Raw genomic sequence first — 17641 nt, 5'->3', positions numbered from 1 at the left:
AGTTGTATTCAGGAGAGCTGTTTTTTTACAGTCTGTTTGTTAAGAACCGGTAAGCCATTTGATCAGCTTCATTACCCAGCGTTGGGCCATGATTAGCTTGGGAAACCGATATATACATCGCTTCCGCTTCAACAGATACAAGGGCTTTATACAGCCTTTCGCTCTGCTCGATAGGCACAAGCGGGTCCTGCCCCCCGTGCAAAATTAATAGTGGCGGACTATTGCCGTCTACATAGGTGATCGGACTACATTTTTTGGCCAACTCCACGTATTTCCAATCCTCATCGTCCGTATCTCCACTTTCAAGCAATCGATACAAATGAGTAGTCGATTTTCCAGACTTCGATGCTCCAAGAATGCTGGATAATACATCATTCGTAGATTGACTTGCGTTGTCGACCTCGGTCCCGGACACAGCATTTACAGATACATTCGCAGAACTCCTTATGAACTCTACTAAATCAGTTGGAGCATAAAATATCGTTGCAGCTTTGACCGCGCTCGTATAGTCGAGATTGCCTCCGACATCGCCTTCCATTTCGCTATAGCTTGCGCTTAATGCGACCATTGCGGCTAAATGTCCGCCTGCAGAGTTCCCAAGCACGCCAATCCGTTCCGGATCGATATTATACTTTTCTGCGTTCGCTTTTAGAAACCGTATGACTCCCTTGCAATCATGGATACAAGCAGGGAAAGCAGACTGGCTAGACAAACGATAAGAGGGTGATACAACCGTAAACCCTTGCTCTGCTAGTCTTACCAGCTCACGAAAATATACTGCCTTTTGAGTCACCTGCTGGTATTCGCCCTGTATCCAGCCTCCCCCAAAATAATAAACGATGCAAGGGCCTGGCGTTTTTTGATTAAGATCTTGATAGATATCCATCTTCAACGTGTAAGGCTCTCCGTTGTCCAGGGTCACATCCGCAAAGGATACATCCCTGAAGCGCGGCGGGCGCCCCGGAGGGCACAACGGCTTTTTAGGCATCTGTTTCATCATGTTCATCTCCTTGTCTAGAACGCTTCGCTTATCCAGAATCCTTCATACTTTGACCTGACGCTATTTTTCTTTTATACAGGGAACAAAAGCATCGCGCCGATCGTTAGCGCCAAAAGTCGAATGATATACATCGGAATTGAAAACAGCCAGAAATGCGATAGCTTATATTTGCCCATACCTAAGATCATTGCCGGCATTCCATCAACCGGCATATACCCGCCGTTCCAAGCGGAGATAACAACTACAATTGCCGCTGCAGTAGGATCAAGTCCTAAACTGATGCTGGTTGCGATCGCGATAGGCGCAAAGATAAATACAGAGCCTATGGATGCCCCGGTAAATGTAGCGCAAGTGCTGGTTAACAGCGCAAAGATCAGGATAAGCAGGAATGGACTGATATTCGTGCCAAATGAAGTTGCTACATAGTCGCCTACTAAAGCGGTAAACCCGGTCTCTGCTAAAGCATTAGCTACACCGATTACCCCCGCCATCAGAAGGATTACAGGCGCTCCCATGTTATCGCGAACTTCCTTGAAACCAAGCACGTTGATGAATAATAAGAATGCTCCTGCCAGACCAGGAATGACATAAGCGACTTCTCCCAATACGTTCATCAGCATCATACCAACGACACTTATGAAAAAAGCAGCGATCGTAGCGTATTCCTTCCATGCAGGCATCGTTTCAACCACGGCGGCCGCGGCGGCCTCTTTTAGTCCATCATTTTCCTCTTTTGCATCCGGGTAATCGGGCAGAAGACGATAAGCGATCAAAGCCCACACTAAAAATCCAAGAGCCAGGATGAAGTTAACAATGGCGAATTTAGACATAGAAAGCCCGCCGGAGAATCCGGATGTTTCCAGTATGCTTACCGTAAGGCCATAAAAGAATGCTACGTTAAATGGAATCAAGGGGTGGTTCGTCGCAAATCCCAAAGGCAGCATCAGCTTGGATCTAGGCATTTTTTTATTGTAGGGGATAGCTGCTACGATAGACAAAATAAGTACATAGTAACCGGTGGAGCCCGCGCCTGCCAAGCTTGCCCCAAACATAACGACTACAACTAAAAGAGCATAACTTTTATATCCGCCCTTATTTGCCAAAGCGATCATAGCTGACTGGACCTTGCCGATAAAATTGGTTTTCATAAGCCCCGCCATAACTACCATGAAGCCGGCAATCATGATAACGCTTGGATTAACGAAGCCGGCAAAAGCCTCTTGAACAGAAGACAAATCAGTGACAACTAATAAAAGGCAAGCGAGTAATGGGGGTGCGCCAAAGGCAAATTTGTCCGACATGATCATAACAATCATCAGGATCAAAATACCAAGGGCCAGAATCATTTCCATTGTCATTTTAGTTTATCCTCTCTCTGTTTTAGCTAAGGTAGATGCAAAAATGAAAGCGCTTTATATTCAAAATAATAATATTTTTTGATGAACGAAATAAGAAAATCCACCTCTAAATTCGTTTCATTTTGAAACGCTTTCATTAATAAGGGGCTCTTTTCAAAAAATAAAAGATCGCATTGTTTCATTTCGTAACAACCTTTGCTGGTTCCGCGCATTCTACTATGTAGCAGTTTCACCAGAAAAGTAATTTGGTATTCAATTAAGGACTTCATGCCCGATCATCAAGTCAGCCGACCGGCATTAGACTCCCCGTATTTCTTGCGTTATGCTAGATACAAAATACATGCGCTTTGCGGGAGGCGGGTTTTGCATGAACGGAACGATTTTGGTAGTCGAGGATGAACGGAAAATAGCGAGACTCCTGCAAATCGAGCTGGAAAGCGAAGGTTACGAGGTCAGGCTTGCGCCGGATGGCGTGGAGGGCTGGGCGTCATACCGCGAAGGCGGGATATCGCTTGCGCTTCTGGATGTCATGCTGCCGGGCATTACCGGGCTGGAGCTGCTGGAGCGCATTCGTGTTGTGGACGGAGAAACGCCGATTATTATGCTGACGGCCAAAAGCTCGCTGTCGGATAAAGTAAATGGACTGGACCTTGGCGCAAACGATTATGTGACCAAGCCATTTGAAATGGAAGAGCTGCTGGCCCGGATACGCGTTTTGCTGCGCAAGCAGCCTGCCGCGGCAGTGGGCGGCGTTGAGAGTGAACCCGGAGAGTGGCTGACGGCGTCGGATCTTCGGCTGAATACAAGCACGCGCGAAGTCGAGCGGGCGGGGAAATCCATTGAATTGACCCAGAGGGAATTCGACCTGCTGGCGTATCTGCTTCGCCATAAGCGGCTTGTGCTGAACCGGGACCAGCTGCTGACGGAAGTGTGGGGCTACGACTACGCCGGCAATACCAATGTGGTGGATGTGTATATCCGCTATGTTCGTAAAAAGGTTGATGAAGGTTTTGCCGCTGAATTGATTCATACCGTGCGTGGAGTGGGCTACGTGCTGCGGGAGGCCACATGAAGCTGGGCAGCAAAATTCATTTGTATTCGTCGGTGCTGTTTGCCGTTCTTTTGCTGGCCGCAAACGTTACCGTATATACGGTTTTTTCCAAAATGATGATGAACCGCGAAATGAACCAGCTGCAGGCGGAAACAGAGCAGGCGGCGGAAGCGTTAAGGGCGGCGAGCGGCAGCATTGCGATCAATGAACTGCTGCGGGCGTACGTGCCGCTGGACGGCATGTTGGGCTGGGTCAAAAATGGCGATGGCACGGGAGCAGCGGTAACATCGGGAAGTCAAACGGAATTAAGCCGGCAGGCCGAAGTCTTCTACGACGAACGCAGGCGGGAGCAAATCGACATCGGCGGAAACCGGTATGGCTTTGTTTCCATCCCTGTCATAGCCACCGATGGCGCAGTTGCCAACGTTCAGGCGACATCGAGCCTGGAAGAGCTGATGGAGCTGCTGCACATTCTCCGGCTGGTGCTGATCAGCGTGTCCGCCGCGGTGCTGGTGCCGGTGGTTATTTCAAGCGGTGTGCTGGGCAGGTTGCTGATGCGGCCAATCGCGGAGATGACCGGCACGATGCGCCGAATTATACGAAGCGGGGAGTTCGTCCAGCTTCAAAATAAGGGGAAATCGCGCGACGAGCTGGCGGCCATGGGCGAAACCTTCAACGAGATGATCGCTTTGCTGGAGGATAGCTTTGCGCGTCAGGAACAGTTTGTATCCAATGCTTCGCATGAGCTGAAAACCCCGCTAACGATCATCGAAAGTTATGCCAGTCTATTGAAGCGAAGAGGCGGGGAACGGCCGGAGCTGCTTCAGGAATGCATCGAAGCGATTCACTCCGAAGCCGTACGGATGAAAGGAATGACGGAACAGCTCCTTCTGCTTGCCACGTCCAGACGGGAATGGAAGGCGGATATGGAAGTGCTGGAGCTGCTGCCGTTTGCGCGGCAAGCCGCTGACTTATTTTCCAATGTATATGGACGCGATGTTGTAGTGAAAGCCACTGGTGATGAGCGCTGCGAAGGCATTGCCGATCGGGATATGCTGAAGCAGGTGTTGTTCATTCTGCTGGACAATGCGCGCAAATATAGTGAAGGGCCGATTACATTGGAAGTTGGCGAGCTTCAAGGCGGAAGCTATTTGTCCGTAAGGGACAACGGCATCGGCATACCGGCGGAGGAGTTGCCAAACGTGTTTCAGCGATTTTATCGGGTTGACAAGGCTCGCGGGCGTGACGGCGGGCAAGAAGGCGGAGCGGGGCTGGGACTGTCGCTTGGCAAAGAGCTGTCAGATGCTTTTGGCGCAAGGCTTGAGCTGGAAAGCGTGTTTGGCGTGGGCACAACCGCTACGATTACATTAGCTCAGGATGGAGAGCTGACTGGCTGGGATGAAGGCCGGGAGGATTAAGATGGGTTAAAAGCAAAGCATGCAGGGAGGTGAATGGAGAAATGAGATCCAAGTCAGGAATAATGCTGTCGGTAGCTTTAATAGCTGCGGGTGCTTTGGCTGTGTGGGCGGCGATTGCGATGTGGCAGCCGGGTGCCGGGTCCAAACTAACACTTCATGATGCGGAGCGCAAGGTGCTGAGCCAATACAGCGGAACCATTACGGAAATTATCCCGCAAGGACCGGCCTATATCATCAGGCTGAAATCGGAGCAGGGCTTGTACGAGCTTACCGTAGAAGGGGAGCCAGCCGAAATTATCGGCATTCGTTCCCTGGAAACCTATCCTTCGGAAGGTCCGGCAGCGACAAATACGCCGCTGCCAACCGGCGAAGATCCCGGCACGGCAAGTCCTTCGCCGACGCCGTCTCCATCGTCAGGCACGGGTACGGAAGCTCCCGCCTCCAATCCATCCCCATCGACGGCGCCGACTAAGGCCCCGACAGGTAAACCTTCCTCAACGCCCGGCCCGTCTTCTCCGTCAGCGAAACCAACATCCAATCCCGCAATCCTCATTTCGGAGGAAGAGGCGATTGCGTTGGCGCTGAAGAAGGTTCCAGGCACAGTTAAGGATGTAGATAGGGAGAATGAAGGCGGACGATGGTATTATTTTGTGGAAATCGAGACGAAGGACGGGCGCGAAGCGGATGTTCAGTTAAATGCGGCGTCGGGAGCAATCGTGTCAGTGACTTGGGATGACGACGACGATGATGATTAAAGAACTTTATCATCAAATTCTAATCTTGCTGTAATGGTTCTCTTAGAATGCGGAGCTAAAGTAGAAGTACGGAAAAAACATAAGCAACCGCAAACGTAAGACGAATCAGAATCGCAGGAGATGATGGATATGATAAGCAAGAAAAAAGGCTGGATTATCGGATTGGGATTAGTTGTGGCATTGGGAGGAACAAGCGCGGTGGTGGCTGCCGAAACGGCAGGTTCCTACATCGGCAAAACAAAGGCCAAGGAAATCGCTCTTAAAGAGGTTCCCGGCACCGTAACCGATATTGAATTGGAGCGAAAACGGGACGTTGTGTATTATGAGGTCGATATTGATCGCAGGGACAGCTATCAGGAAGCGGATGTTCATGTCGATGCGTACACGGGCAAGGTGCTGAGAGTGGTCAACGATGACGACGACGCTCCGCGCAATGCGTCGGTAACAGCGCCGGCGGCATCTGCGGTTGCAACGGCCGCGCCTTCAGCCGTATCTGCATCTGTGACGGCTTCGCCGGCAACGCAAACGCCTTCGGCAACCGCAGCGCCAGCGGCCTCCCCGTCAGCAGGTCCAGGCAATGCCAAACCGTCAGCCGTGCAACCATCGCCAACAACTGCACCTTCAACCGCACCTTCCGGGACTTCCTCGGCAGCGGCAAAGACGATAACCAAGGAACAAGCTGCGAAGCTGGCTCAGGAAGCGATAAAAGGCGGCGATGTCATCCGTGTTTCGACGGATCGGGATGACGGCATGCTGCAATATGAGGTTAAGCTGAAATTGGCGCGAGGTTATGCCGAGGTGGAGATAGCAGCGGCAACCGGCAAGGTGCTGGATATTGATTACGACGGTTTTGATGACGACGATGATTATGATGATGACGATTTTGACGATGATGACTACTACGATGACGATGACTATGACGATCGGTATGACGACGACCGCTACCGGGGATAATAAAGGGAAGAGGATGCCGGCTTAGTCCGGCGCCAACTCCTTTTCGTCAATAGAGCCCATACGGACATATTGGACCAAACGGGCAAAGTGGAGATGAAGGCTTGCTTCGTCTCCATTCCCGTTTCCCAACAGCATCACTCTGCCCTCCGAAAGAAGTTGCTGCAGAAGCTCCTCCAAAAAAGCCATTTGAAGTCCTGAGGCTTCTGCGGCAAATAACTCCAGCTTTTCAAGATCGCGCAAGCCAAGTTGTCCCGTACCGCGAAGGATCAACTCCTGGTTCCATGCGTTGATTTGCTCCAATAACTCCTCTGTCAAACCGCTTCACCCCTCATTGTACATTTCTGTCATTCCTGTCCATATCGGAGTTGCTGATCCGCAACTTCATGATTAAGCCGGGCACCTGTTCGGCCGAGCCAAACGGCCCTTCCATCATGGCCCATGCCGGGTGGTCCAAATCCAGCATAGTGTTCACCTGCTTCCCATAAAATTGGTGTTTTGAACCTGATCGTACATCTTATTGTAAAAGCCTTACACTAGCAACCGCCGTTTTTTTCAGGAGGCTGATGGGATTAATCTCTTCATTTGTTACCCTGGCAAAAACATAAAAATCGGTTTGCCTGGATTGCCACCCTGCACTCTCAAGCAGCTTGAAAGCTTTGGCCTGCTCGGAGTGGTAGGCCAGCGTCAACAAAACAGCTTCGCCGTTACCGGCTTGAGCGTAAAGCTCCAGCTTTTGCGAGTGCTTGTTAAATTGGCTTCCCGTAATTGATGTTACGTGGATAAAAACGAGATGTTCGTGCGGATGTCCAAACAAAGCAGGCGCCATTTCGCCCTCATGCCGCAACATTGCTGGCTCTCTTAGAAGATCTCCGAGCTGAAGCTCTTCAACAGGCTGCCGCTTTTCGAGAACAAGCCGGGCGCTTTCGCTGGAGGAGAGCCGGCGCTCCATGTTCAGCTTTGCGGAACCAAAGACCATCTCGCTCTCCGAAAAAGCCTTCATCGTCAGATGAGGCAGCCAGGGAGAAAAGGCTTCATAACGCTGCTGGAAGGAGAAGGACTGCCCCTCATAAAAAACGGCGCGAGCATCGCTGTACGTATAGATTTTTCCGTCATCCAGGCCAAACAGATAATAAGTCAAGCCGCGATAGCCGGAGCGGGTCTCCCAAGGCTCCGCTCCCAGGCCGTACAGCCGGAGTTGCGGCACGGCATAATAAGCGCTTCGGAATGTGCCGACAAGCTGCGCTTTCTGCCGAGACTGCGCATTTTCCTGCTCCAGAAGATTGAGCCTTAAGATCAAGCCCGTGATCCGGTCCAACATAGCATTCATGGAGAAACGGACATGCCGATTGAAAAACAGCTCCAGCTCACCTTGAATGCCCCGCAGTCCGCGTTCGATATCGGGCAGATCCCCGCTGCGGGCCGCTACGGCCAACGTTTCCAGTCTGGCGGCAAAAAAGTGCGGCAGCCTTGCCAGTCCCACGGCCAACATCTCGCCCAGCAATGCCCGGCACTCCGCCACTGTCTCACGGGAAAACTTTGGCTCGAAGGCTTTGTCCCCTAAGGTTTGGCTGTCATCGAGCCCATTCATTGCCCGGTAGCGCAGCAGCGCCTCCAGCCTGGCGAGATCTCCGGGCCTTCCTTTTGTTTTGCAAAGCGCTTTGGCGGGATTGCCATTCTCTTTAAAAGATACCTCGATGCCTTGCGAATTGAGCGAAACGGTCAGCAAGGAATCCGTGATAACGGAAATTTCTTCGGCATATTGCAGGCGGAACAAAGCTTCCTGTATCAGCGCCGCCGAAAAGCTGGCGAGCAATGGAGCAAGGTCCTCGGCCAGCATCCAACGGAAGGCATCAAGCCGGCTTTTCTGCCCTTCGGCAGACGCATCGCTTGGCAGCGAACCGGCAGATTTAGCGGGCTCTTCGGCAGACGCGGAGCCTGGCTGTGAACCGGCAGACGCGGAGTCAATAGGCCACGCGCCGGTTTTGGGAGCCTCATGCCCGACGTCGTTGGACGGCGAGGCATGCTCCTTGGCGAAAAATAAAATAGCGATCAGGATATGCTTGCACATCGTATCCGCCGGGCAGGAGCATGACGCGCTCTCCAATTCGGCCCCCAGTGTGCACTGGGTTCCGTCTCCCAGCGTACATTCCACGGAGCTGTCCCCGAAGATGTAGCTTGCATCCATGCCTTTATCAATGTCTTTGACCGCCCGATTGTAGAGGCCTTTATTGGCATGGCGGATCAGATAGTCCTCGGTGCAGAAGGCGATAAACTGCTTGAAGCTTTGCTGGAACGCGGCTGCTTGCGTCATGGTTGATCAACGCCCCGCCGCCCGCAATATATCGTAAAGCGTTTCGCTGTAAATACGGCCGGGAACTTCCTCCAGCGGTATTCCGTCCTGATTGCCGTAATAATAATACTTGTCGCGTTTGTTAGGGTAGAACTGAACGGCCTCCAGCGTAATTTGCTCCATGCCTTCATAATAGGAAATGCTGGCGCCGCTGAAGCGAAGCTCTGCAATCAGGTCGCCGTAATCCTTATAAAGCTCAGTGTACCAGCCGCCATCCATCGCCGGCCCTTTGTACCAGCCGTATTTTTCAAGAGCTTTTGGGAAAGCGGTAGGCGAAAATTCCTCCCCCGGAAGACGGTCGAACTGACGGCTTTGGCGCTCCTCCGGCTTTACAAGATGGATATCTCTATCGAGCTGAGGGAACGGCTGCTTGATTTCATAATCCTCAAGCTGGGTTTTCCAGCCTGTCAAAACAGTCGGCTCCAGTTCAAGCGGGTGGACGAGTCCGATATGCGCGCCGGAAGGCAAATCACACTCATCTTCGTCAACGGTATTGAAGGTTCCGTCCTCCATATAGCGGAATGTGCCGGATAACTTGCCGCCTTCGTAAACGCCCCAAATCAGTCCGACCGCAAATTTCTGCATAATGATATTGGCGACAAAAAGGCTGGTCCAGTCCTCCGCGCTCCAAAGCCGCTGCTTGGATAATGATTCCTCCAGCCGAAGCGCCTGGATGGAAACCATTGTTTTTAGATCCTTTTTAAGCTGGGCCAGCGCAGCCTTGGCTTTTGCGGCAAGCTCAGCGTCATCCTTTTGACCGGGAGCCGGCAAGCTTTTGAGCGTTTTGCCGGTTTCTTCGTTCAATACGACAATCTCCAGCTCGCGGTTAACCTTGATGCGGAAGGCGCGTTCGCCATAGCTGAGCTGCTGCGTGCCTTCGGCGTCAAAACCAAGCGAGGTGACCAGTCGGTCCTCCAGCTGCTCCGGCGTCAGCCCTTGATTTTCCGCAGCCATCACAAGCGCTTCCTCCGCTGCTCCCTTGACTTGGCGGTTTTTGACGGTTCGTTTGATGGTGTCGATCATCATCAGGGCGGCTGGCTCCTTCAAGTAGGAGAGAGCTTTGACGGCCTCCGCGGCCATAGCTCCACGGCTGTTCTCCGTCCATTCCTTGATTTGCGGGCCCAGCAGCCGGGCCAGATTGGAATCGCCGAACAACGCGCCGACAAACAAGGCCCATTTTTCCTTCGCGGGAGCATTTTGCCCGATCCAGTGCTGAACCAGTTGAATGGCGAATTGCGCCAGTGAATCTCCATCCACATAGGAGCGAAGCTCGTTCAACCGCTCGTTGGGAGCCGTGGTATGATCCACCGACTGAATCAACATATACGTTTTGATCCGGTCGTCGAGGTTTGTTCCGTCCGTTCCTCTCAATGCTGGCAATTCGCTGGGGGAAACCCAGCTCAACCTGGACAGCTTTTTGGCGTCTGCGAGATCAGCAAGCGCGGCATGGGCATGGGCCGGGCCAAGCTGGGATGTGTTCATCAAAATTTGAATCAGCGATTTCCAATCGCCGTTTTTTTCTCCGTCCAGCAGCTCCTGATAAACAGCCATGCTGTCCGGCAGGCTGCGGACGCCATCCAGAACAAGCTCCTTGACCGACGCTTTTTTCTCGCTTCGGTACAGCTCCATGTACAATGCTTTGTCTGCCGCCTGACCGAACTGGGAGAGTGCCAGGGCGTTGGCTTTTTTAGAGGAATCCAGCAAACCGGCCGCCATGACCGAGGCCATTTTTTTGACGGACAACCGTTCACGGTTCAGAAAGGCGCTGTCGAGCGCGATCAGGCGAGCATCCGTGGGCAAATTTTTGTAATCGTCGATGACATCCTCCAGATTTTGCTCGATAATACTGCGATATTCATCCGCCGGCACCGCCGTATAGACATAGTCCCTGGCTCCATTCAGCTTGAGCAGCTCGGACAGCAGCCGTTTCCGGTCTACCTCGGGATCGTCTCCGTACACGTTGAGCAGCTGCTCCCCGCTAAAGGCAAAGGAACGGTTCAGGTCGGACAATGCATCCATCGTTGTAACCTCCGGCGAGGTCAGAAGAATGGCCAATCTGCGATAGGGCTGCGATTCCACCGGGAGCAGGCTGGCGGCAATCAATAGATGGATGCGGCGATTATCCCGATTTCGGATGTCAAAAAGCTTTCGGGTATTCTGATCGTTCCAGAAGTCGGCCATCGTTGCGCTTCCGTCCAGATAACGGGCTAACCCAAGACCGGGGCGTCCGCCCTCGGAAGGGTCGCGAAGCACGGCAAATACGGATTCCTCGGGCGTACCGGCGCTTGCGGGCAGCGCGATCCCCTTGTCGGAGAGCACCTTGTGCAGATAAGCCTTCATATAAGGCGAGCGAATAATGCCGTAGGCGCGAAGAGCGCGATCCGTTCGTTCCTCTACCGCGGCTTTCAGGTTGTGCCAGGAAGGAGCATAGCTGTGCAGCTCCAAACGCAGCTGTTCGATCAGGCTATATGGCTCTTCCAGCGAAAGAATGCCCTCCAGCGGCTCGCTTTGGTAGTTGTAGCGGCGTCCGTCGAGAGAGGCCAGATACCTGCGGATCTCCAGCGGATAAACGTCATGAAGCGTTCGCGCGGCATCCAGGATCAGCTTGCTTGCTTCGTCGCCGCATTTCAAAAACTCCGCTTTTCCGCCTGCGACATTCATGGCGTAGAGCAAAGCGCATGCAATCAGCAGCAGATTTTGATGAAAAACCTGCGAGGATAAGCTGTCTTTTGGGTTAAGCGCAGTAGTGGAGAAACGCTCCGCGATTATGTTGTCGCGCTTTTCCTGCAAAAAAGCTGAATCCAGTGCAGCCGCGGACTGATTGTCCTTGGACTGAATGCGCTGGACAACAAGCGGCTCCATAATGGAATGAAGCTGCGATTGCAGCTGCTCCGTGTCATCGTTCAACACAGCCTGGAGCACATCGGGCAGGCCGGCAGACAGACGGGAGCTTTTAAACTGATGTGTATTTCCGGGCTCCAACCCGGCATAAAGCTTGAGCAAAAACATCGTTTCCACGATTTCTCTGGCGTCTTCGGTATTTTTATTCTGAAACTTGCAATTGCCAACCCGGGAAGACAATTCGTCGGTAATCGCTTTGTCTCCCGCGAATTGCCGGATGCGGGAAAGGCGGTCAACCAGACGGGAAATACGGTCCGCCGATGGTTTTCCGGAGTACGCCAAGCCATGTACCTGGGCTTCGTCCCCCAGAGCGACTGCAAAAGGACTGGTGAGCCAGGAATATCTTCTGATTTGCCTGCCCGCGACGTACATAAGCAGAGCCGCAGCCCGGTAGAAGACGTCGCTTTCGTCTTTTTTGGAGAGCTTCTCCAGACATTCAATGGACTTGTAGGCATAATTGCTGGCATTTTGCAGCATATCGGGCAACTGATCGCTTTTGCCCAAAATATAGTCCATTATCGCGTTCTTGCGGTCGACCTTGGCCGAATATTCATCGGAGCATGCCTTGGCAAACCGTTCAGCCAATGCCAGAACCGCAGGATCTATCGTTACCGTTGTCATTGTTCAATACCTCCCGGCGTTGCGCCGCAATAAAATTTTTTATGATCAGGTGATGATTTCTCCAATCCATTCCGCCAGCTCGTTTGGCGTGATGCCGGCAACATGCGCCCCCATATTGGCGATATGCTGCGCCGCTTGTCTGTTATAGACGGCGTCGCCGTCGAAGTTAAGAGCCGTCAGCACCAGCAGCTTGCTGCCGGAATCGATAATGTCCTTGCAGGCCTTGTACATTCCCCTGACGGGATAACCTTCTTCCAAATCGCTGACCAAAATAAATATCGTTTTGGCCGGATTTTCGATCAGCGTTTCGCCGTAGCGCAGCGCCTTCGCTATATGAGTGCCGCCGCCAAGCTGCACGCTCATGAGCAAATCAACAGGGTCCTCCAGACGCCCCGTCAAATCAACAACCTCGGTGTCAAAAATAAGCAGACGCGTTTTCAAAGCGTTCAGTCTTGCGAAAATGCTCGCCATGACCGCGCTGTAAATGACGGAATCCAGCATACTGCCGCTTTCGTCCACGGCAATCACGATGTTCCATTTGTTATGGGGCTGAATGCTCCCGTCAAAATAGAGCCGGTCGATGACAAAGCGTTTTTTCGCTTTATCATAATGTTTAAGGTTTTTGATGATCGTTTTTTTGACGTTCAGATTGCGCAAGGAGCGGATGGAGCTGGCGGCATAACGGCTGCGTTTGCCGGAAATGCTGGCTTTGGCCTGCGATTCCAGCTTGCGGCGGAGATCGTCAACGACGGTGCGAACGATTTCCTTGGCGTTTTGCAGCGCTTCGCCCTTCATGCGCCCTTTGAACTGGAGAATGCTTTTGAGCAAATTCATATTGGGCTGCAGGGTGCTCAGCGTCTTTTTGTCCGTCAGAAGCTCTGTCAGGCCGTAACGATCCAGAGCCTGCTTCTCCAGCACCTCCACCGTTTGCTTGGGAAAAAGCTCCCGCACCTTGCCGAGCCAGCGGGGAACGGTGAGCTGCGAAGGATCGCGGCTTCCGCCTTGCCGGTAGCCCTGCTCCTCGCTGTATTCGCGATCATACAGGAAGGACAGCAACTCGTCCTCCTCGACATACGCAAATTGCTCCTCCGAGTAGCCGTTTCCCCGGGCCAGTCCGTCGTCCGCAGCTTCGCCCAAAATAAGTCTCCAGCGATTCAACTGCTCCTTTTGGGTTATGCCAGCTTCCATGCTTCGAACTCCTTTCGAATTCCGTCGTCCAGGTTTTTGGCGCGAAGAAGGTCTGCTTCGTCAACCGGCGGCAGGAGGAGCTCCTCCGGCTCGCTTTGATGCAGATCCGCCACCCGTTCCGCGATTAGCGCGGTTTCCATCGGAGTGAAGTAGGTGAAGGCAAGCCGCAATTCCGGCGCCATCGCAATAAACTCCTCATGCGGCAGCTCCCCGATTAGCCGATCCAGCTCCTCCAGCAGCTCATTGTCGTACAGGAAAGCATCGCGTGCTGCGGCAAAGACGCCTGACAAATAGTTAGGGATCTGCTTCGCTTGATCCGGCGTGCCCCGGATATACGATTGGGCTCTGCCCACCAGCTCCTGGCGCGTTTTCTCTCCCAGCGAGAGGGAAACCGCCATGCACACGCCGCTAAGCTGCGCTGGAAGGCCATGATCGTCCAGCAGCTCGTTTATGTAGCTTTTTATCGGCTGGTCAGGAAACTCCTGACTCGGAGACGACGCCAGCATGGCCAGCAGCTTGATGCCCTGCACGATGCCGGGATGCTCGTCCTCATGGGCCCGCGCGATTTGCGGCAGCTTGTCCACGGCATTGCGGTAAGCCTCCTGCACCAGCTGCCGGAGTGCTTCATCATGCTCCAGCCCCAGCAAGCGCCCATGCTGGCTTATGCGGGTAAGTACGGTCAACGTTTGGCAGAGCGACAAGAAATGGCCGTCCTGCCGCAGGGCTTGCCGCACGCGGTCAAAGAGCCGCCCCGCCGTGTCCTGAAGGCCCATCAGCAAAGCCTTCAGCATAGCTCCGGCAAAAGCTCCGCTCTGATGCTCCGGCAGGTTCGCCAGCTCCTCTTCAAGCTTGCGTTCCGCCGCTTCCCGCAGAGCGCCTCCGTAAATCGAGCATTCAATAAGCCGGGCTTCAATCAGCGAGGAATAGCCGTAGGTCCAAGCCTCGCGAACCAGATTCAGGTTTCGTCCGGCTATCCAGTCGGGACCGGCATCCCGTACGGCAAATTCCGGAACGAGATAGCTTGTGCACTGAAACAGCCGGGACTGCTCCCGATGCCTGGATTTGGCGTAGGGCTCCAGCGTTTTTTTGTTCCTGCCCGTTGCTTTGAGCTGAAGTCCGGCTTCGCCGCAGAGCCGTTTGAAATCCTCTACGATCGGTACGCTAAAAGCATTCGGAGCGACATTCCCTATCGCATCCCCGGTTAGCAGAGCGGCCAACTCTTCCAGCGGCTTGCCGGTAGCAAGCGTCAGCTCGCCTTTGACAAAAGCCGAAAGGGTGGCGTCCTGTAGCTCGTATACGCCGCCTTCTCTTTTGCCGCGAAGGCCGGCCAGTCCTTGCAGCATGCTGTAGGCTTCAATGGCATCGGCGGTCGAAACCGTCTCATGCCCTTGCCGCAGCTTGCGGGACAGAGCCGTCAGAAGGTGAATGGCCGTCCTTGAAAAGGGGTTTGGCTTCCGGTCCAACAGCCTGTCCCAGAGCAGATCGTAATACCGGACATGAGGCATGCCGCTGGCATAACCATTCAGCCGATCCGCTTCCTTCATCGTATATACCATGGGATAAATGTGTATGTTCCCGGGTGCTTCCGTTGTGACAGGTTCGTATGATTTGATTGATTCGCTAGACTCGCTAGACTCGCTTGATTCCGTTGTTTCCATTGATTCTCTGGATTCGATAGTTTCTTCTTCGGCTGCTTCATTCTGAATCAATGCGTAAGTGTGGAAACCGCCGGTAAGAACCAGAACGCGATTGTGTCCTTGTCTTGCAGATGCAATGTGCGTCTTCATGCGCTCTTCTCTGGCAAGATCTCCCGAAGACTCCAACTGCTCGCGGGAATAGCACAGACGGGACAACGTGCAATAGGTGAAAACATCGCGCAGGAATGTTTCCGTATCCACCGCCGAACCCCGTATTTCAAAAAGCTTCTCCCATAACTCGTCAAAGCTGCGGCTGTTTGTTTTTTGACACAGGGTTGAAATGAACTCCGACTGCGCCAGCAGGCTTTCGTCCTGGGCGGATGTTGCCCGCCCGCCATTTTCGCCATCAGACGTTTCCGCGGCATCCCTCCGGGGATGGCGGTCCAGGTCGATGAACAAGGCGGGAATGCCAAGGCGGGCAGCCTCTTTCATCGCAACGTATTCCGGCGAATAACGGAGAAGCGGATAATAGCTTGCGGCTTTTCCGTATTCATCCTCATAAGAACAGTATAGGCTGACCGGCGGTTCGCTGGCGTCAGCGGCCAACACGGGAATGAGATGGCTGCCGCTCTCCGGACCTTCAATCAGAATGATATCGGGTTTGTATGCCGCGATGGTTTGCAGCAGATGGAAGGAGCAGGCCGGGCTGTGATGGCGGATGGGTATGTAGACCGTATCGCTCTCCAGATTGCACACCCGCTCATTAAACAATGCGCCGAGCCGCCGAGTGCCTTCCTCAAGCTGGCCCATGTCTGGCAGGTCATTGTCTGGAAACTCGCGATGCTTGCCCGTTAACCGATCCATTTGCGCTCCTCGTAGTACTGCTTCCACATGCCTTCGGAGGCGGCGCGTTCCTTGACGACCTTGGAGAAATAAGCCTTCAAAATACTGTGATCCTTATCGTTTTCCTTAACCACGGTGCCTGCCAGGTTTTGCACCAGACGGTCCAGCGTTATTTTTTTATCTTCAAAATAGTAAGAGGTCATCGCGCTTTGCACATAAACGGACACCGCTTCGGCCGTGCTCATGGCCGCTTGAGGGATGTCCAGTTTGTAGCCCTCGCGCGTCAGGCCGGAGCGCAGCTCCAGAAAGGTGGTCGCCAGAAGCTCGACGGCATCGATATCGATTTCGGCCTCGACGCCGCTATGCTGCAGCAGGCTTCGCGCCTGCGACTGTATGATTTTGGCCTCCAGCTTGACGCTGCTGACCGGGGCAATCGTTTCAAAGTTGAAGCGGCGTTTTAATGCGCCGCTCATTTCATTGACGCCTTTGTCGCGTATGTTGGCGGTCGCGATAATGTTGAAGCCGGGGCGGGCGAACAATACGCCGCCGCTCAGCTCCGGTATATTCAGCACCTTGTCGCTCATAATGCTGATCAAGCTGTCCTGCGCTTCCGCGGGACAGCGGGTAATTTCCTCGAATCGGACCAGGATGCCCTGCTTCATCCCCGTATAGAGGGGCGAAGGAACAAGCGCCGCTTCGGATGGGCCTTGATCAAGCAGCATGGCGTAGTTCCAGGAATATTTGATCATATCCTCGGTGGTGCCGGCCGTACCCTGGATGGTGTTCAGGCTTGTGCCGGAGATCGCGGCGGACAACAGCTCGCTTAGCATGGTTTTAGCGGTTCCCGGTTCGCCCGCAAGCAGCAGCCCGCGATTACCGGCAAGCGTCACAATCGCGCGCTCGATCAAAACATCGTTGCCATAGAACTTGCGTGTAATCTCCACTTTTTCGCCGTTCAGCACAGCCGGTTTTTCGCGTCCGATAATAAAGTCGCGGACATAAGCGGGGGACAGCAGCCACTGCGGAGGACGCTTCCCGGAATCTTCTTCCCGCAGCGCAAGCAGCTCTTTTTCGTACAGGACTTCGGCGGGCGGCTTGATCATTTCCATATCAGAAATCTCCTCCAAAATAACGAGATCATACGTTCTATTTTGTAGTATTTTACCACATCCTTCCGCATGCATTCAAAAAACGCTTCAAAAATGGTTTGAATGTCCTTGATTGGAAAGGGAGTAATAAGCCTTTGGTCCTGCTAGGTTGTCCAGGTGTCCAGGTTGGCATCAATGCCGCTTGCTAGAACTGCTAGTGGTCATAAATGACCGTTAGAGCCGAAAATGGCGAATTATTCCGATGTAACGGTCATGGATGTCCGTCAGCGCTCGAAAATAGCAAAAAATAGGTTGAAAAAGCGGCGTAACGGTCATAAGTGACCGCTAAAAAGCAGCTTTTAGTCAAAAAAGGCTGCTAACGGTCACGGGTGTCCGTAAGGTGAATTGATGTTCGACATTTGTGTAAGGAGAGTCGATGTACGGCATTTGTGTAAGGAGAGTCGATGTACGGCATTT

At 53.1% G+C, this 17641-nt stretch carries 13 protein-coding genes; 4 read left to right on the top strand and 9 right to left on the bottom strand.

The genetic code is table 11. From position 1 onward, the window contains the following. Positions 1 to 25: 25 nt before the first annotated feature. Positions 26 to 1000 (bottom strand): alpha/beta hydrolase fold domain-containing protein, encoded by a 975-nt coding sequence (locus ACX93W_RS14220; RefSeq protein WP_459393042.1) that lies wholly within the window; start codon positions 998 to 1000, stop codon positions 26 to 28. Between the two features lie 71 nt (positions 1001 to 1071). Beyond that, entirely contained in the window at positions 1072 to 2358 is a 1287-nt protein-coding gene (locus ACX93W_RS14215; protein WP_459393041.1) for an SLC13 family permease, read from the bottom strand. A gap of 367 nt (positions 2359 to 2725) precedes the next feature. Between ACX93W_RS14215 and ACX93W_RS14210 the strand changes: the two genes are divergently transcribed. From ACX93W_RS14210 to ACX93W_RS14195, 4 genes are all read left to right on the top strand, one after another. After that, a complete protein-coding gene (locus tag ACX93W_RS14210; RefSeq protein WP_459393040.1) occupies positions 2726 to 3430 on the top strand; it encodes a response regulator transcription factor in 705 nt (234 codons plus the stop codon). Continuing rightward, a complete protein-coding gene (locus tag ACX93W_RS14205) occupies positions 3427 to 4827 on the top strand; it encodes a sensor histidine kinase (protein ID WP_459393039.1) in 1401 nt (466 codons plus the stop codon). The genes ACX93W_RS14210 and ACX93W_RS14205 overlap by 4 nt, the downstream gene beginning before the upstream one ends. A gap of 41 nt (positions 4828 to 4868) precedes the next feature. Beyond that, positions 4869 to 5582 (top strand): PepSY domain-containing protein, encoded by a 714-nt coding sequence (locus ACX93W_RS14200; RefSeq protein ID WP_459393038.1) that lies wholly within the window; start codon positions 4869 to 4871, stop codon positions 5580 to 5582. A 129-nt stretch (positions 5583 to 5711) separates the two neighbouring features. Next, a complete protein-coding gene (locus ACX93W_RS14195) occupies positions 5712 to 6536 on the top strand; it encodes a PepSY domain-containing protein (protein ID WP_459393037.1) in 825 nt (274 codons plus the stop codon). 21 nt (positions 6537 to 6557) lie between these two features. Here ACX93W_RS14195 and ACX93W_RS14190 read toward each other — a convergent pair whose 3' ends face one another. The 7 genes from ACX93W_RS14190 to ACX93W_RS14160 are packed head-to-tail and all read right to left on the bottom strand — an operon-like array spanning position 6558 to position 17185. Beyond that, entirely contained in the window at positions 6558 to 6851 is a 294-nt protein-coding gene (locus ACX93W_RS14190) for a hypothetical protein (protein ID WP_459393036.1), read from the bottom strand. Positions 6852 to 6864: 13 nt separating this feature from the next. Beyond that, on the bottom strand, positions 6865 to 6999 hold the full coding sequence (locus ACX93W_RS14185) for a hypothetical protein (RefSeq protein ID WP_459393035.1): 135 nt from the start codon (positions 6997 to 6999) through the stop codon (positions 6865 to 6867). A gap of 51 nt (positions 7000 to 7050) precedes the next feature. Beyond that, positions 7051 to 8847: a hypothetical protein gene (locus tag ACX93W_RS14180; RefSeq protein WP_459393034.1), complete on the bottom strand. Its 1797-nt coding sequence runs from the start codon at positions 8845 to 8847 to the stop codon at positions 7051 to 7053. A gap of 6 nt (positions 8848 to 8853) precedes the next feature. Continuing rightward, positions 8854 to 12408 carry a DUF4132 domain-containing protein gene (locus ACX93W_RS14175; protein WP_459393033.1) on the bottom strand — a complete coding sequence of 1185 codons (3555 nt, stop codon included), beginning with the start codon at positions 12406 to 12408 and terminating at the stop codon, positions 8854 to 8856. Between the two features lie 45 nt (positions 12409 to 12453). Further along, positions 12454 to 13596, bottom strand: coding sequence for a VWA domain-containing protein (locus ACX93W_RS14170; protein WP_459393032.1), 1143 nt, complete (start codon positions 13594 to 13596; stop codon positions 12454 to 12456). Then, on the bottom strand, positions 13581 to 16097 hold the full coding sequence (locus ACX93W_RS14165; protein WP_459393031.1) for a DUF5682 family protein: 2517 nt from the start codon (positions 16095 to 16097) through the stop codon (positions 13581 to 13583). The genes ACX93W_RS14170 and ACX93W_RS14165 overlap by 16 nt, the downstream gene beginning before the upstream one ends. Further along, on the bottom strand, positions 16085 to 17185 hold the full coding sequence (locus ACX93W_RS14160) for an ATP-binding protein (protein ID WP_459393030.1): 1101 nt from the start codon (positions 17183 to 17185) through the stop codon (positions 16085 to 16087). Before ACX93W_RS14160 ends, ACX93W_RS14165 begins: the two co-directional genes overlap by 13 nt. Positions 17186 to 17641 lie beyond the last annotated feature (456 nt).

The organism is Paenibacillus sp. CAU 1782 (assembly GCF_054551715.1).
The sequence above is the reverse complement of the archived record's forward strand: the minus strand, read 5'-3'. Positions and strand labels throughout refer to the sequence as shown.

Bases quoted from the DNA above. Each gene is read 5' to 3' on its own strand.
- ACX93W_RS14215 (WP_459393041.1), bottom strand. From the start codon at position 2,358: ATGACAATGGAAATGATTCTGGCCCTTGGTATTTTGATCCTGATGATT.
- ACX93W_RS14220 (WP_459393042.1), bottom strand. From the start codon at position 1,000: ATGATGAAACAGATGCCTAAAAAGCCGTTGTGCCCTCCGGGGCGCCCG.
- ACX93W_RS14160 (WP_459393030.1), bottom strand. From the start codon at position 17,185: ATGGAAATGATCAAGCCGCCCGCCGAAGTCCTGTACGAAAAAGAGCTG.
- ACX93W_RS14195 (WP_459393037.1), top strand. From the start codon at position 5,712: ATGATAAGCAAGAAAAAAGGCTGGATTATCGGATTGGGATTAGTTGTG.
- ACX93W_RS14170 (WP_459393032.1), bottom strand. From the start codon at position 13,596: ATGGAAGCTGGCATAACCCAAAAGGAGCAGTTGAATCGCTGGAGACTT.
- ACX93W_RS14175 (WP_459393033.1), bottom strand. From the start codon at position 12,408: ATGACAACGGTAACGATAGATCCTGCGGTTCTGGCATTGGCTGAACGG.
- ACX93W_RS14180 (WP_459393034.1), bottom strand. From the start codon at position 8,847: ATGACGCAAGCAGCCGCGTTCCAGCAAAGCTTCAAGCAGTTTATCGCC.
- ACX93W_RS14185 (WP_459393035.1), bottom strand. From the start codon at position 6,999: ATGCTGGATTTGGACCACCCGGCATGGGCCATGATGGAAGGGCCGTTT.
- ACX93W_RS14165 (WP_459393031.1), bottom strand. From the start codon at position 16,097: ATGGATCGGTTAACGGGCAAGCATCGCGAGTTTCCAGACAATGACCTG.
- ACX93W_RS14205 (WP_459393039.1), top strand. From the start codon at position 3,427: ATGAAGCTGGGCAGCAAAATTCATTTGTATTCGTCGGTGCTGTTTGCC.
- ACX93W_RS14210 (WP_459393040.1), top strand. From the start codon at position 2,726: ATGAACGGAACGATTTTGGTAGTCGAGGATGAACGGAAAATAGCGAGA.
- ACX93W_RS14200 (WP_459393038.1), top strand. From the start codon at position 4,869: ATGAGATCCAAGTCAGGAATAATGCTGTCGGTAGCTTTAATAGCTGCG.